Annotated in this window: 11 protein-coding genes and 1 riboswitch; of the genes, 6 read left to right on the top strand and 5 right to left on the bottom strand. The window is 66.2% G+C overall.

Going from position 1 to position 14,143, the window contains the following annotated elements:
• Positions 1–78: 78 nt before the first annotated feature.
• From ACOYYX_RS21100 to ACOYYX_RS21085, 4 genes are all read right to left on the bottom strand, one after another.
• Complete coding sequence (locus ACOYYX_RS21100; RefSeq protein WP_422923415.1) at positions 79–1,017, bottom strand: DUF1559 domain-containing protein; 939 nt, start codon at positions 1,015–1,017, stop codon at positions 79–81.
• Positions 1,018–1,328: 311 nt separating this feature from the next.
• Positions 1,329–1,652, bottom strand: coding sequence for a hypothetical protein (locus ACOYYX_RS21095; RefSeq protein WP_422923414.1), 324 nt, complete (start codon positions 1,650–1,652; stop codon positions 1,329–1,331).
• 181 nt (positions 1,653–1,833) lie between these two features.
• Positions 1,834–2,532: a class I SAM-dependent methyltransferase gene (locus ACOYYX_RS21090; protein ID WP_422923412.1), complete on the bottom strand. Its 699-nt coding sequence runs from the start codon at positions 2,530–2,532 to the stop codon at positions 1,834–1,836.
• A 617-nt stretch (positions 2,533–3,149) separates the two neighbouring features.
• Positions 3,150–3,401 carry a hypothetical protein gene (locus ACOYYX_RS21085; RefSeq protein WP_422923410.1) on the bottom strand — a complete coding sequence of 84 codons (252 nt, stop codon included), beginning with the start codon at positions 3,399–3,401 and terminating at the stop codon, positions 3,150–3,152.
• 740 nt (positions 3,402–4,141) lie between these two features.
• Here ACOYYX_RS21085 and ACOYYX_RS21080 point away from each other — a divergent pair.
• The 4 genes from ACOYYX_RS21080 (at position 4,142) to ACOYYX_RS21065 (ending at position 7,521) form a co-directional block, all read left to right on the top strand.
• Positions 4,142–4,351: a hypothetical protein gene (locus ACOYYX_RS21080; protein WP_422923408.1), complete on the top strand. Its 210-nt coding sequence runs from the start codon at positions 4,142–4,144 to the stop codon at positions 4,349–4,351.
• Between the two features lie 784 nt (positions 4,352–5,135).
• Positions 5,136–5,337, top strand: a riboswitch (cobalamin riboswitch).
• 121 nt (positions 5,338–5,458) lie between these two features.
• Positions 5,459–6,487 carry a DUF1559 domain-containing protein gene (locus ACOYYX_RS21075; protein WP_422923407.1) on the top strand — a complete coding sequence of 343 codons (1,029 nt, stop codon included), beginning with the start codon at positions 5,459–5,461 and terminating at the stop codon, positions 6,485–6,487.
• 52 nt (positions 6,488–6,539) lie between these two features.
• Positions 6,540–6,719, top strand: a complete 180-nt coding sequence (locus ACOYYX_RS21070; RefSeq protein WP_422923405.1) for a hypothetical protein — start codon at positions 6,540–6,542, stop codon at positions 6,717–6,719.
• Positions 6,720–6,774: 55 nt separating this feature from the next.
• On the top strand, positions 6,775–7,521 hold the full coding sequence (locus ACOYYX_RS21065; RefSeq protein ID WP_422923403.1) for a hypothetical protein: 747 nt from the start codon (positions 6,775–6,777) through the stop codon (positions 7,519–7,521).
• Here ACOYYX_RS21065 and ACOYYX_RS21060 read toward each other — a convergent pair.
• A complete protein-coding gene (locus tag ACOYYX_RS21060) occupies positions 7,518–7,670 on the bottom strand; it encodes a hypothetical protein (RefSeq protein WP_422923401.1) in 153 nt (50 codons plus the stop codon). The two genes, ACOYYX_RS21065 and ACOYYX_RS21060, sit on opposite strands and share 4 nt — an antisense overlap.
• 69 nt (positions 7,671–7,739) lie before the next feature.
• Here ACOYYX_RS21060 and ACOYYX_RS21055 point away from each other — a divergent pair, with 69 nt between their 5' ends.
• Both ACOYYX_RS21055 and ACOYYX_RS21050 read left to right on the top strand, forming a co-directional pair.
• On the top strand, positions 7,740–12,119 hold the full coding sequence (locus tag ACOYYX_RS21055) for a cobaltochelatase subunit CobN (RefSeq protein WP_422923399.1): 4,380 nt from the start codon (positions 7,740–7,742) through the stop codon (positions 12,117–12,119).
• Complete coding sequence (locus ACOYYX_RS21050) at positions 12,116–14,143, top strand: magnesium chelatase subunit D family protein (protein ID WP_422923397.1); 2,028 nt, start codon at positions 12,116–12,118, stop codon at positions 14,141–14,143. The genes ACOYYX_RS21055 and ACOYYX_RS21050 overlap by 4 nt, the downstream gene beginning before the upstream one ends.

Raw genomic sequence — 14,143 nt, 5'->3', positions numbered from 1 at the left:
GCGATGCCCGCCACGATCACTAGGGCCGCCCCGACGATGAGGGCGGCTCGCGTTGAATGAGAGATGTAACGGCGCATATCAGTACTGGTCGCTCCCGATGACCTCGCCGCCGTTCCGGGTGGCGAGCGCCCACCAGACCGTCTGGCTGACCGAGTCCTTCGCGAAGGCGACGTGGCCGTCGCCGAAGAGGACGTCCACGCCGCCGGGGTGGAAGCTCCTGGCCGAGTACAGGCCGTTGGTGTCGCCGGCGCAGTCGGCCTTCTTGCTGTTGGGGGGCCAGTAGTGGTTCACGGTCGAGCCGCCCGACATGCTGCCGTGGAACCAGCGGCTCCCTCGCGTCCCGCTGTAGGCGGGGATGGCGTCGCACGCGGCCTCGGTGAACGTGGAGCTATAGCCGCCGCCCCCCTTGTAGTGGCCGAGCAGGTCGAAGGCGGCCGGGGCCGTCGCGTCCACGCCGTTGCCCTTGATCGACTCGACGAAGGCGGACGTGTTCGAGAGCCCGTCGGTGATCTCGGCGAAGCGGACCTGAGACCCGTCGAACATCAGGCCGTTGCCCGAGCCCTTGGCCATCGTCCCGGTGCCCGCCACGGCGAAGTAGTTCGTCGGGCCCATCGCCGCCGTGACGCGGTCCTGCTTGCGGTCGCTCGGGCACATGTAGGCCGGGATCATGAACGCGATGGCCGTGGTGTTGGCCATGTCGTAGTTGTTCCGCGCATTGGGGGCGGTCGAGTGGTCGAAGTTGATCACGTTGTAGAGCGTCGAGCCCTCGAGCTGCGGGAGGAGTTGCGCCAGCGAGGACCAGTAGTGCGGCGAGTTCGTGCGGGCCGAGGGGAGCCGCCCGTGGACCCCTTCGTAGTTATGCACCGCGAGGCCGATCTGCTTCAAATTGTTGGTGCACTGCATCCGCCGGGCGGCCTCGCGTGCGGCCTGGACGGCCGGCAAGAGGAGGGCAATCAGCACGGCGATGATCGCGATCACGACGAGCAGTTCGATGAGGGTGAATCCGCGATGCTTCATGAGGACCTTTCGTGGTGGGTCTGCGGGCTTACGTCGGCCGCTTGCTGATAGGCAGGAAGACATCGCCGAATTGCAAGTTGCATGCCCCCGACGAATGACAGATCTAAGTCGCGGTAGTCATTAAGTTTTGTGATAATGACAACGCGGTCGCCGGCAGATTTTGCGGCGGATTAATGTCCATCTGTGGACATTTTCTGTCCGATTCCGGTCGGATCAGAGATTTCGAGGTGCGCAGCGTCGCTCGATGGGGTCGTCCGGTCTGCTCCGCGACCACCGTCGCGAGAAATGGGGATGACGTCTTCGCCCGCTGGTTAGGGCTTTGTCTCGAGCGTCGGATCGGCCGCTTGCAGGGCTTTCATCAGGTCCTCGGTCTTGCCGCCCCTGTAGTAGACCCGCTCGTCATGCGACTTACCCGCGGCGAAGGCCCCGGGGCCTTGCCTCACAGCGTAGAGTTCGATCTCAAATCGCGAGTCATCCTCCTTGGTGAGATCCAGTTGACCCAGGACAACCCATTTCGCCGGATGCTTGTCCCGCTTCGCCGGCAGGAGTGAGCTGCGGAGCTCCTCCCAATGCTCGCGCGGGACTTCGATCTCTCGCTGCTCGCCCGACCTCATATCCACGTAGCTGGCCTTCATCTTTCGGATGCCATCGACCTTCGGCAGCGGATCGACGAACGGCTCGCTCCTCTGGATGCAACCATTCAGAATAAATATGAAAATACAGGGAAGTATCGTATGTCTTAGCATGGAGAGTTTCACTCGCGGCGATGAACCAAGCGTTAACGGACCTACCGCGTTGCCTGTGAGTCGGCTCCACTCAAACTCGCTGCGTGTACCAGGCGCGGATGAGGCCGGTCTGGAGGAATTGGATCGGAGTGTCGAAGCCGCCGGCCGAGATGATCTCCCCGACTTCATCCGGTGGCAGCACGGCCACATCGCGGTCGTACGCCGCACTCATTCGCTCGATGGCCTCGGGCGTGAGATCCCCGGCCGCCATGACGCGGAACCAAACCTTGCGCAAGCTCACGTAGGTCGCCGGGCTCGTGGCGGAGGACAGGTCTGCGTTCACCAGGAATCCGCCGGGTCGGAGTCGTGCGGCGATATCGCGGAAGTAGCCGGTCCGTGCGTCCTGCTTGAGGAGGAACTGGGAAACGAGCAGCGACGTGGCCGCGTCGAACGGCTCCGTCGGCGGGAGCGTCTCGAGGTAGCCCTCGTAGAATTCGCAGCGTTCGGCGATCCCGCGTTCCGTTGCCTTCCGGCGACAGACGTCGAGCATCGGCGCCGACGGCTCGACCACGACGAAGTTCCATCCCGGGAAACGCTCGGCGAGGTACATCACCTCCGGGCCCGTCCCCGCGCCGACGCAGAGGATCCGCGCATCGGCCGTGAGGTCCGCCAGCACGGCCGCGATGAGCAGATGGAGGGCGTCCCGCATCGGGGCCATCTTCGACCATTGCTGGTCGTAGCCCGATGCGCATTTCTCGTCGAAGACCGCCTGCAGTTCTTCTCGTTCCATGAGCCTACCGGGGAGAGGTTCGCTGATCTCAGTCTTCTCCCCATCATCGCCGAAGGTCCCAGGCCTGGCAATCTGCCCCGAGTCACACAGGCCGACCTTCTCGGCACCGTCCGCAGGGGAGTGCTTCTACCTCGTGGAGGGTAGACCCCCCGCCAGTAGCGACGGTCCAGGCTCAGGGCGTGGATGAGCAGGATCGGCGTCCCTTTGGCCCGGTTATCCCTGGCGAGGGTTTCGTGGTCGCCGAGCGGCATGGCCGACTCGGTGACGCCGCGGAGTCGCTCCGTACGCTCCGAGGCCAGGTAATCGGCGACGGCGCGACCGTGACGGCCTTCTTGAAGATCTCTCGTCATCGGTCGCGCCGTCGCCGACCATGTCCTGGCGTTGGGAGGCGGGAGCCCGGAGGATGCGGCCTGCCGGCTCCAGGTCGACGAGTCGGGCCAAGGCCGGCGGGAGTCGCGGTCGTATGTCCAGCGATTGGCGTCCGCGGGGCGTTCATCGCCGGTGGGCACGGCTTCCGATTTTCTCCGGAGTTCAGGCCCGTCCCGCGTGACCAAGGAGATGCCGCCAGGACGGTCGCGATTGCCGCGACTCCATCCCGTTGGGCAAATTTTCGCAGTTCAATTCCTGGAGCATGCTCCGCCCTTGCGGGCCTGCCTACCGAATTGCCTGAGTTGGGAGGCCGAATAGCGCACCACCGTGCCGCGGGCAACAGACCGTCGCGGGAAGATCGCCGACACTTCCGCCCACTCCCAGATCTGCGATTCTTCCGAGGAGAAGAAGAGGATCAGGTTGCCGAAGGTGGCGAAGATGCGTTCGTCGAGACATAGCCGCCCCTTGCGATCATGCCGATAGAGGACGACGTCCAGCATCACGGAATGAGTCATGGCTGTCGATGGATAACGTGTTCAATTATCCCGTAGTGAGGAAGCCGGAGCAGATGCCCGCGGCGGTCAGGATCCCGCCGTGGAGACTTCGAGGCCCGGGAATATGCTCCCTCTTCCGATTTCCATTGCATCGTCATCGATGACAACTAAACCCCATCGGAGGGGTCGCCAACGTATCGTGGCTCCTTACCATACGCAATTCTATCCGACATGTGACGGCTGGGCAAGCTTGGAAGAGCGGGGGATGAGGGATGAGTGGCGACGCCCCTGGGGACGAGTCTCGGCAGTTAGCTAATCTCCAAGCCGAGGTGCAGGGGCAGGGCGGAGATGGTTGTCGCAACGAATTCTGTCGGTGTCGCCATGCTTGTCGCGACGGCCGAAGACATCTTCGCCGTTGGAATGAGGGAGCGTTCCAGGGACTTCACCGAAGACTGGTGGGCTTCATCCTTAACGGCGAGCCAAGGTGGCGTGCCATACGCTTTCGGAAGACTGCTGATGCGCCGGATTTTCAACGCCCTCAGGGTGTCAATTGTGCTCCGGATGTCAGGTTGATCTGTTCATTACAACTTGTGATTGGCCGGATCTCACCCCATAGGATTGTACGGGTGACAATAACCGCATTCGGGTTTGCCATGCCAACTGATAATCGCTAGTATTTTGAATGAGTCTCTAGAGTGATCATCTCGGTGTAATTAACAAGTTGAATATTTGATGGAGTAAAATTGATGGCACGCCCCAAGATGGGACAATTGCCGAAATCTCCCGAAGAGCGATCCGAGCGGGAAACTGTCATTCACATGAAGGGTTCGCCCGAGTATGTAGATTGGCTAGAGAACGCGCATCGCGAGACGCACATCCCCAAGGTCCAAATCTTCCGCTTGGCGCTCGCAACATGGGCCGCCAAGAACGGCCTCTCACAGCCACCCGATATTTGAAGAGGAGAGGCCCTCTTGCGTCCAGGGCCAGTTTCGGCCCGGCGTGCTCGAGGTACTCCTGAGCAAGAACCCGATCGCTTACGACTCGGGAGGCCGAAGTCGCAGGCTCCAGCATCACCTGGCCCCTGACGTCGGGCTCGAGCAGCAGACCCGGCAGTTCGACCTGGTCACGACACTGTTGCGGTTCTCGATCAACCTGCCTGAGCCGAATAGCTGTTCAGCGGGAGCCGGTCCGGGGACGTTCACCAGCGGCTATTCCGCGACGTGCGAGCGACGACGCCCCGGACCTCAACCATCTCTAAAAGGGGTTGTCCTGACCAGCTCCCATAGGCACCGCCTGAAATCCCGCCTGGGTGCCGCGGGTGTCATTTCGACGGAGGCTCAAGGCGGATTCCGTGGTGATCGAGCGTTCGGCGTTCGGATTCGCCTGGATCGAGTGCCCCCGACATACTGAGACCGCCATCCGATAGGAGAGCCGTTTCTTGTCAAATCCAGGCAAGGACTTGTGTTGAAAGAATGGGGCGTCGCGCCTTGTGGAGGGGCACCGAGAGGACGTTTCATACTCCATTCCACAACTCCTCCAATAAATAACTGGTTTCAATTGATATGATGTTTTGTAAGGATGGACGGCGGCCTCGTCCCAGGCGTACAGTCGATCGGTGCTGGATTGGCGTTTTTGAGGAAAATGATCATATCATTTTTTGTATTCGCCTGAGGGGTTGAAATCGCGAGGGCATCCCGGATTCTCGGATTCGCGACTTGACGCGGGAGTGTTTGAAAGGGTGTAATGCCGCTCTCGACAGGTGCCCTCGGACTACGCAAGAGGTCTCGGGGGATAATAGGGAAGACGGTGAGAATCCGTCGTGGGGCCGCCGCTGTATTCGGCCAGGCTCCGGACAACGATGCCACTGCCCGCGGGCGGGAAGGCGGTCCGGGAGCCGTCAGGAGCCGTAAGCCAGAAGACCTGCCCGTCGAGTTGCTGTTCCGATGCTTCGGCCACTGAGCATCCGGGCGGGCCGCTCGCAGAACGTCTGCCACGAGCCTTGCGCCGGAGGGTCGAAGCGATTCGAATTCCTCTTGCCCGGCCCGGCAGAAAGAACCGCCCCCATGCCTGCGCGCATCCCCCCTCGACGCACCGGCTTCACCCTCATCGAACTCCTGGTGGTGATCGCGATCATCGCCGTGCTGATCGCGCTGCTGCTCCCCGCCGTCCAGGCGGCGCGCGAGGCCGCACGCCGCGCCCAATGCACGAACAACCTCAAGCAGATGAGCCTGGCCATATCCAATTATGAGTCGGCCACGGGCACGCTGCCCCCCGGCTCTTTCTGGGCGGCATCCGGCACCGGGGCGGGCAAGATGGCCGACGGCTTCAGCATGTTCGTCATGATCCTGCCGTACATGGAGCAGACGCCCGTCTACAACCTCGCCAACTTCAGCCTCTCGTATAAGAATTCAGCCAACCTGACCATCGCGGGGGTCGCCATCTCGGCATTCGCGTGCCCGAGCGATGCCTCCGCGGCGGAACTTCAGCCCCTCTCCCCGACGATCTATCAGGCCCCGCCCCCCGGCAACTGGGAGCAGGCCTTCATCAGTTATGCCGGATGCACGGGGACCTGGGACGTCAGGCCCAAGCTCTCCGCGAGCAACTTCCCGCAGCAGGTCGGCAACATGAATGGCACGATCTACATGTATAGTGCCACTCGCATCAGCGACATCAGGGACGGGACCAGCAACACCATCTCCATCGGCGAACGGGGCCACTCCCTGCTGTCCCAGGCCGACCAGTTGGTGAATCAGTTCTGGAACTCGGGGTACTGGTACGACACGATGTTCGAGACGTACTACCCGATCAACGCCTACAAGAAGCCGGTCGGCGTGCTCGGGGCCCGTTATGTGGCGAACGCCTCGAGCCTCCACCCCGGGGGTGCCAACTTCGCGTTCGTCGATGGGTCCGTTCGCTTCCTCAAGGACTCGATCGACTCCTGGTCGATCAACCCGGCGACCATCACCGCGGCGGGCGTGACCTTCGATTCCGCCGCCAATATGTACAACCTCGCGCCAGGGTCGAGGCTCGGAGTCTACCAGGCGCTCTCGACGAGGTCGGGCGGCGAGGTCATCAGCTCGGATTCCTACTGAGCCGATGGCGCACGTCTTTCATCCCAACGACTCCATCCAGGGATCTTCCACCATGATGGCTCCATACGCGAGGCGATCCTTCGCCGCCGCGGCCCTCATCCTGTCGGTCGCATTCACCGGGTGCTCGAATGGCGATTCCGGCTCGATCGACCTGAAAAAGCAGGCTGATCCTTCAGCCACCGGCGGCGAAAAGCCTCGCGCTTTCAGCAAGGGCGACCTCGAAGAACGTTGAGTCGTTTCGGCCCGGATTGCCCTCACGAGGTTCGCAGTTCACCAGGGAGTCAACGATGTCGGTCAATACGGCTGCGGCGGCAGCCACTCGCTCACGAGCCCGGGTCCGCTTCAACGCGGCCATGAAACTTGTGCGACGTGCGCACATGTATGCAGGGTTGTCCCTGGTTCCATTCGTCACGCTCTACGGGGTGACGGCCTTCCTGTTCAACCATCCCGACTGGTTCTCCGACCGAACCGTGCGGCTCATCACCGCGAAGGACGTCGCCGGCACGGCCCTGGCGACGTTCCCTACGCCGGCCGCCCTGGCGGAGCAAGTGGTCTCGGCCATCAACCGCGAGGCTCCTTCGCCCGTCAAGCTGTCTGACTCCCAGGCCCCGTCCTATTCGCGAGACCTGGCCCTGACCGCCCGGACTGGCGACACCGAGCAGGTCATTTTCGTCGAGCTCGAAGGGCGAGTCGGCACCGTACGCTCGGCCCCGATCGAGAAGCCGTTCAGCATGCCGGCCTGGACTCAGCGGGCAAGCTACCTCGACGTGGCTCCCGCCACTCAGGCCAGGGATGCGGTGTCATCAATCATGACGAAGTGGGGTGAGGCGCCGAAAGACATCAAGATCCGAACGCCGGCCGAACTGATTTTTGCCGTCGAGAGCGAGGGGCGGAACTGGCGCGTGGCATATAACCTCCAGAATCAGGGGATGGTGGCCACACCGACGGCCCCCAGCCTCTCCTCTCGACGCTTCCTGACCGGGCTCCATCTGGCGTGCCGGTATCCCTCGCAGGTCGATGCCCGGTGGTTCTAGGCCCTGATCGTCGATGCGATGGCGGCCGCGATGGTCTTCTGGGGCCTCTCCGGCCTCTTGATGTGGTGGCAAATGAAATCCCTCCGACGCCTGGGCTCCATCGTGATGGCGGCGAGCTTGCTCGCCTCCCTCGCCGTCGCCGTTGGCATGCATGGGATCCTCGGCCGGTAGGTGTTTTCCCTCGGCGGCGTTCAACGCCGGATTGGAGACCGATCGCCGTGTCACAGCCGATCAGCCGACGTCGTGTTCTCAGGAACGACGGGAAGTCCATCCACATCGCGCCGAAGCGGGGGCACCTGTTGGTGTGCGCCCGGGGGTGCTGCTGCGGGCGTGATGACAAGGGGAAGCCGGCGGTCTCCATCGACTTCTACAAGCAGGAGTACAAGCGCCGGGGGATCCGGGATCGCGTCCAGCTCACGATGAGCGGATGCCTCGGGCCTTGTCCCCTGCTGAACGTGGCGCTGGTGCTCTTCGACGGCCGCCGCGTCTGGTTCCAGTCGATCAATCACGAGTCGCAGATCCTGGCGATCTACGACTACCTCGACCGGATGCTCGCGGCCGACCGCTACCTGCCGCCGACCTCCGAACTGGCCGAGTTAGCCTTCGACTACTACGCCTGGCCGGAGGAGGCCATGCTCTCCGGCGACACGGAGGGGCGAGAGGGCGAGGGCGTCTTCATCGACCCGGGATCGAAGCCGGCCGACGAGATCCTGCTGCTCTCGCACGCCGACACGGACTTATTGACGCTGCAGAAGGCGATGGCCGACTCGCCCGTCGGCCTGCCCAGGGCACGGACGGCCAGCCTGAACCGGGTGAAATCCGACGAGCACCTGGCCGCCCTCGTCGACGACGGGGGCAGGGTCGCCCGCGTCGTGGTCGCTCGCGTGCACGGTGGCCCCGACGATCTGCCTGGGTGGCGACGATTGGCGCAGTTCGCCCGGCTGACCGACCTCAGGCTGCTGCTCATCAACGCCGTCGGGCCGACGGTCCCGGAATTTCTCGCCGGCTCGACCGTCCCGGCTGCCGTGATCGAGCGGGCCGCCGCCTACCTCACCGCAGGGGGGACGGCCAACATCGAGAACCTCATCCGGTTCCTGGCCGACGAGCTGCTGAGGGCGGACCTCGGCTCCTCGCCCCCCGGCAGTCCGCCGCGTCACGGGATCTATCACCCCGACCTCCCGCGCGAGGCGACGCTGGCCGAATGGGTCGGCCGTCGCGATTCTTCGCGGCCCACGGTGGGCGTGCTCTTCTACCGAGCCCACTGGCTGAGCGGGAACCTGGAGTTCGTGGATGACCTGATCGACGCCATCCAGGCGGCGGGGGCCAATACGCTCCCGGTGTTCACGGACTCCCTCAAGGAGCCTTCGTCGGAGCCGGGGAGGCCTTCGTCGGCCTGGCCCGCCGCATTCGACCTCTTCTATCGCGGCGGCGAGCGGCTGATCGATGTGCTGGTGACGACGATGTCGTTCGCGATGGCCGAGGCCCGCGTCTGGTCCCGGGGCGGCTCGGTGGCCGCGCTCGAATCCCTGGACGTGCCGATCCTCCAGGCGATCGCCAGCGGCTCGCCCAGGCGTCAGTGGGAGGCCAGCCCGAGGGGGCTCGGGCCGCTCGACACGGCGATGAACGTCGCGGTCCCGGAGCTGGACGGCCGGATCATCACCGTGCCGATCTCGTTCAAGGAATCGGCGGGGCAGGGCGCCGAGGATGCGCCACGGTACGTCGCCGAGCCCGACCGCGTCGCGAGGGTCGCCGGCCTGGCCGCGAGGTTCGCGGCCCTCGCCAGGATCCCGAACGAGCGGAAGCGGATCGCCGTCATCTTGACGAACGCGCCCGGGAAGGCCGCGCGAATCGGGAATGCCGTGGGGCTCGATGCGCCGGCTTCGTTGATCCGCCTTTTCGCCGCGATGCGCGAGGCGGGCTACCGGATCGAGGGCGTCCCGCCCGATGGTGACTCGTTGATCCATGAACTGATCGACCGCTGCTCGTATGACGAGACGGTGCTGACGACCGAGCAACTCGCCCGCGCCGCGGGGCGCGTGCCGGTGGGGCGATACGCCGAGTGGTTCGACGAGCTGCCCGAGGCCCTGAGGCGCGGGATGGTCGAGCAGTGGGGGCCGCCCCCCGGCGAGGCCTACGTCCAGGATGGGGCGATCTCGCTGGCGGGGCTGGAGCTGGGGAACGTGTTCCTTGCTCTTCAGCCGCCGCGCGGCTACGGGATGGACCCCGCGGCGATCTACCACCAGCCCGACCTGCCGCCCCCGCACAATTACTACGCCCTCTACCGCTGGCTGCGGGACGACTGGGGGGCCGATGCGATCGTCCATTTCGGCAAGCACGGGACCCTGGAGTGGCTGCCCGGCAAGGGCGTCGGCCTCTCCGGTAGCTGCGCTCCGGACGCCTTCCTGGCCGACCTGCCGCTCTTCTATCCGTTCATCCTGAACGACCCCGGCGAGGGCGCGCAGGCGAAGCGGCGCGGGCATGCGGTGCTCGTCGACCATCTGGTCCCCCCGCTCACGAGTGCCGGCGTGTATGGGGAGCTGGAGCAACTCGCGCAGCTCGTGGACGAGTATTATCAGGTCGAGCTTCTCGACCCTTCGAAGCTGCCGGTCCTGCAGCGCCAGATCTGGGACCTCATCAAGAAGGCCCGCCTCGACAGCGACCTCGCACGGCTGATGACGCAGGACCACGGCGACCACAAGCACGAGTGGGACGAGGGCCTCACCGCCGAGGGCACGCCCGTCTCGCTCGCGAGCATGCAAGGGCGTGAGGTCGCCCACCTCCTCGAAGACCTGGACGCCTACCTCTGTGAGCTCGCCGGGGCGCAGATCCGCGACGGCCTCCACACCTTCGGCCTGGCTCCGGAAGGCGAGCAACTCGCCGACCTCCTGCAGGCCCTGACCCGGCTGCCGAACCTGGACGCGCCGAGCCTCCGCGCCGCGGCCTGCTCGCCGTTCGGGCTCGATCCCGACGACCTCCAGGAGGGGCTCGGGAAGCGGTTCGACGAGGTTGGCGAGGGGCAAGCAAGGCTCGCCGAGCGGGTTGGCCGGCCGATCGTGACTCGGGGGGATGCGCTCGAGGCCGTCGATGAACTGGCCGGATGGTATCTCCGGGCTTTGCAGCGTCGCGGGTTCGTCGCGGAGGATGTCGGCGAGGCGATTGGAGAGATCTTCGGCGACAATCGCGGCCCTGACGATGCGCTGGCACGCGTCGGGGCGTTCGTGTGCCGCGACCTCGTGCCGAAGCTGGCGCGGACGGAGGAGGAGACGACGAACCTGCTCGCCGCGCTCGAGGGTCGTTACGTGCCGCCGGGGCCCAGCGGGGCCCCGACCCGGGGCATGGCCCACGTGCTGCCGACCGGACGTAACTTCTACGCGGTCGACCCGCGATGCCTGCCCTCGCCGTCGTCGTGGGAGGTCGGCCAGGCCCTGGCCCGTGAGGTCGTCGAGCGTCATCGCGTGGCGACGGGCGAGATGCCCGAGCGGGTCGGCATCAGCGTCTGGGGCACGAGCGCGATCCGGACCCAGGGAGACGATGTCGCCGAGGTCCTCGCCCTGCTCGGCGTGCGGCCGACCTGGCACCGCGAGAACCGCCGGGTCCTCGGCTTCGAGGTGATCCCCCTCGAGGAACTGGGCCGGCCCAGGGTCGACGTGGTGATCCGGATCAGCGGGTTCTTCCGCGACGCCTTCCCGCATCTGATCGCCTTGCTGGATGAGGCCGTCGAGTGCGTGGCCACGCTCGACGAGGATCCGGAGAGCAACTTCGTCCGCAAGCACTACCTCGCCGACCTGGCCGCCGGCCTCGATGACGGCGGCTGCGAGGCCGAGGCCGAGCGCAAGGCACGCTATCGCGTCTTCGGGGCCAAGCCGGGCAGCTATGGCGCGGGGATCCTGCCCCTGATCGACGAGAAGAACTGGAGCGAGCCGGGGGACTTCGCCGAGGCCTACGTCAACTGGGGGGGCTACGCCTACACGGCCGGGGAGCAGGGGGTCGACGCCCGCGACGCCTTCCGCCACCAACTTGCGGGGGTCCAGGTGGCCCTGCACAACCAGGACAATCGCGAGCACGATATCTTTGACAGCGACGACTACTTCCAGTTCCACGGCGGCATGATCGCCACGATCCGGGCCCTCTCGGGCCGCCTGCCCCGCCAGGAGTTCGGGGACTCGCAAGATCCTCAACGACCGAAGGTCCGCGACCTCAAGGATGAGGCCCTCCGCGTCTTCCGCACGCGGGTCGTCAATCCTAAATGGCTTGATGCGATCCGCCGGCATGGCTACAAGGGGGGCCTGGAGCTGAACGCGACGGTCGACTACCTGTTCGGGTACGACGCGACGACCGGGGTCGTCGAGGATTGGATGTACGACCGCGTCGCGCAAGCGTATGCACTCGACCCGACGACGCGTTCCTTCCTCGAGCGCAGCAACCCCTGGGCGCTGCAGGCGATCGGCGAACGGCTGATCGAGGCCGCCGAGCGTAGCCTCTGGGCCGAGCCCGACGCCGCCACCCTCGACGCCCTCAAGAAGACTATCCTGGAGACCGAGGCGGCCCTGGAGGCGCGGGCCGAGCCTCCCGCCTCGCGGCCGAATGGACGATCATGAGTGAACATGACATCGGATATCCCTTCGGTGCACTCGCCGGGCAGGAGTCGCTCAAGGTCGCGCTGCTCATCGCCGCGGTCGACCCGACGCTCGGCGGCGTCCTGATCCGCGGCGAGAAGGGGACCGCCAAGAGCACCGCGGCGCGCGGGCTGTCCCGGCTCCTCCCCACGATCCGGGCCGTGGAGGGCTGTCCGTTCCGTTGCGACATCGAATCGCCCTGGCCCGATTGCCCCTCGTGCGCGGAGGCCGTCGGGGAGCGGCGGGCGGTCGAGTCGCACCCGGCGCACGTCGAGCTGCCGATCGGGGCCACCGAGGATCGGGTGCTGGGGACGCTCGACCTTGACCGCGTGCTGAAGGAGGGGCGTTCGGCCCTCAGGCCGGGTCTGCTCGCACGCGCCCATCGCGGCGTGCTCTATGTCGACGAGGTCAACCTGCTGCCCGATCACCTGGTCGACGGTCTGCTCGACGTCGCGGCCTCGGGCATCAACACCGTCGAGCGCGACGGGATCTCGGCCCGCCACCCCGCCCGCTTCCTGCTGATCGGCAGCATGAACCCGGAGGAGGGGGAGCTGAGGCCGCAGTTGCTCGACCGGTTCGGCCTGATGGTCGAGGTCGCCGCGCCGCGAGATTATGAACTCCGCGCCGAGGTCGTTCGCCGCCGGCTCGAGTTCGAGGCGGATCCGGCTGGCTTCGCCGCATGCTGGGATGACGAGGATCGGGCGATCGGGATCAAGATCGCGGAGGCGAGGCAGCGACTCCGGGACGTGGTCGTGGCTCCGGGCCTGCTCACCGCGATCGCCCGGCTCTGCTGTGAGTCGCAGGTGGACGGCCTGCGTGCTGATATCGCCCTGTTCAAGGCGTCGCGGGCCCTGGCCGCTCTCGACGGCCGGGATCGCGTGCGGAGGGATGACCTCCGGACCGCTGCCGAGTACGTCCTCCCCCATCGGAGGCGTCGCCAGCCGTTCCAGCAGCCGGGCCTCGACCGCGAGGCCATCGATCGGGCGCTGGGGCCGGACGAGCCCGAGGGCCAGGAACCGGGCGGGCATGGTCCCGCCTCGCCTCCCCCAACCCAGGACGGGACTGGAGGCGAGGACGACCTGCCCGACTTCGATGGTCCGCGTCCTTCGCCGGCTCCAGATGAAGACGACTCCTCGGGTGAAGCTGAGGGCGACGGCGAGGAGCAAGTCATCGCCCCCGGCGATCCGCCGCTGGTGCCTCGCCTCGAGCTCGAAACCGGGAGCGTGGCGAGGGATCGGCCTGCCCACCCCGGGAAACGGATGGCGGGGGGCTCGGCGGGCCGCGGGCCTTTCATCCGCGCCGTGGCGGATGAGTCGCCGCGCGAACTCGCCGTCGACGCCACCCTCCGGGCCGCGGTCCGTCGCAGCCCGGGGACGAGCGGCGTTCCCGCGATCGAGAGAAGCGATTTGCACGGGAAGGTGCGGGCGGCCCAGGTGAGCGCCCTGATCGTCTTCGTCGTCGACACCTCCGGGTCGATGGGGGCGAGGCGCCGGATGGAGGCGACGAAGGGGGCCATCCTCGGCCTGCTCGGCGACGCCTATCGCCGCCGAGATCGGGTCGCCGTCGTCGCATGCCGCGGGCCTCGCGCCGAAGTCGTCCTGCCTCCGTCCCGGAGCGTCGACCGGGCCGAGGCGGTCCTCCGTCAGCTCCCGACCGGCGGCCGGACGCCGCTGGCCCACGCCCTGACGCTCGCCGCCGACTTGATCGTCCGGGAATGCCAGGGCGGGCCGGCGATGGTCGTGCTCCTGACCGACGGTCGGGCGAACGTCCCGCTCCCCGGAGGCGAGGGAGAACCCTGGACGCAAGCCCTGGCCGCCGGGGAGCGACTCGCTTCGGTCGGGGCCTCGGCCGTGGTCTTCGACACCGAGGAGGGATTCGGTCGGGTCGGTCGTGTTCCCGAGCTGGCCGCCGCGATGGGGGCCGACCACCTGCCTCTGGCCGGCCTCTCCGCCGATGCGGTCATCGAGCGGATCGATCCTCCGGGCCTGAAGGGAGGCCGGCGTTGA

The sequence above is a fragment of the Singulisphaera chitinilytica genome (assembly GCF_049331405.1).
In the GTDB taxonomy this organism is placed as follows: Bacteria; Planctomycetota; Planctomycetia; order Isosphaerales; family Isosphaeraceae; genus PoT.
This window is presented reverse-complemented; position numbering and strand designations above follow the sequence as displayed.

Excerpts from the sequence above, each read along its gene's own strand:
- ACOYYX_RS21100 (WP_422923415.1), bottom strand. The coding sequence starts at position 1,017 with ATGAAGCATCGCGGATTCACCCTCATCGAACTGCTCGTCGTGATCGCG.
- ACOYYX_RS21095 (WP_422923414.1), bottom strand. The coding sequence starts at position 1,652 with ATGAAGGCCAGCTACGTGGATATGAGGTCGGGCGAGCAGCGAGAGATC.
- ACOYYX_RS21090 (WP_422923412.1), bottom strand. The coding sequence starts at position 2,532 with ATGGAACGAGAAGAACTGCAGGCGGTCTTCGACGAGAAATGCGCATCG.
- ACOYYX_RS21085 (WP_422923410.1), bottom strand. The coding sequence starts at position 3,401 with ATGCTGGACGTCGTCCTCTATCGGCATGATCGCAAGGGGCGGCTATGT.
- ACOYYX_RS21080 (WP_422923408.1), top strand. The coding sequence starts at position 4,142 with ATGGCACGCCCCAAGATGGGACAATTGCCGAAATCTCCCGAAGAGCGA.
- ACOYYX_RS21075 (WP_422923407.1), top strand. The coding sequence starts at position 5,459 with ATGCCTGCGCGCATCCCCCCTCGACGCACCGGCTTCACCCTCATCGAA.
- ACOYYX_RS21070 (WP_422923405.1), top strand. The coding sequence starts at position 6,540 with ATGATGGCTCCATACGCGAGGCGATCCTTCGCCGCCGCGGCCCTCATC.
- ACOYYX_RS21065 (WP_422923403.1), top strand. The coding sequence starts at position 6,775 with ATGTCGGTCAATACGGCTGCGGCGGCAGCCACTCGCTCACGAGCCCGG.
- ACOYYX_RS21060 (WP_422923401.1), bottom strand. The coding sequence starts at position 7,670 with ATGCCAACGGCGACGGCGAGGGAGGCGAGCAAGCTCGCCGCCATCACG.
- ACOYYX_RS21050 (WP_422923397.1), top strand. The coding sequence starts at position 12,116 with ATGAGTGAACATGACATCGGATATCCCTTCGGTGCACTCGCCGGGCAG.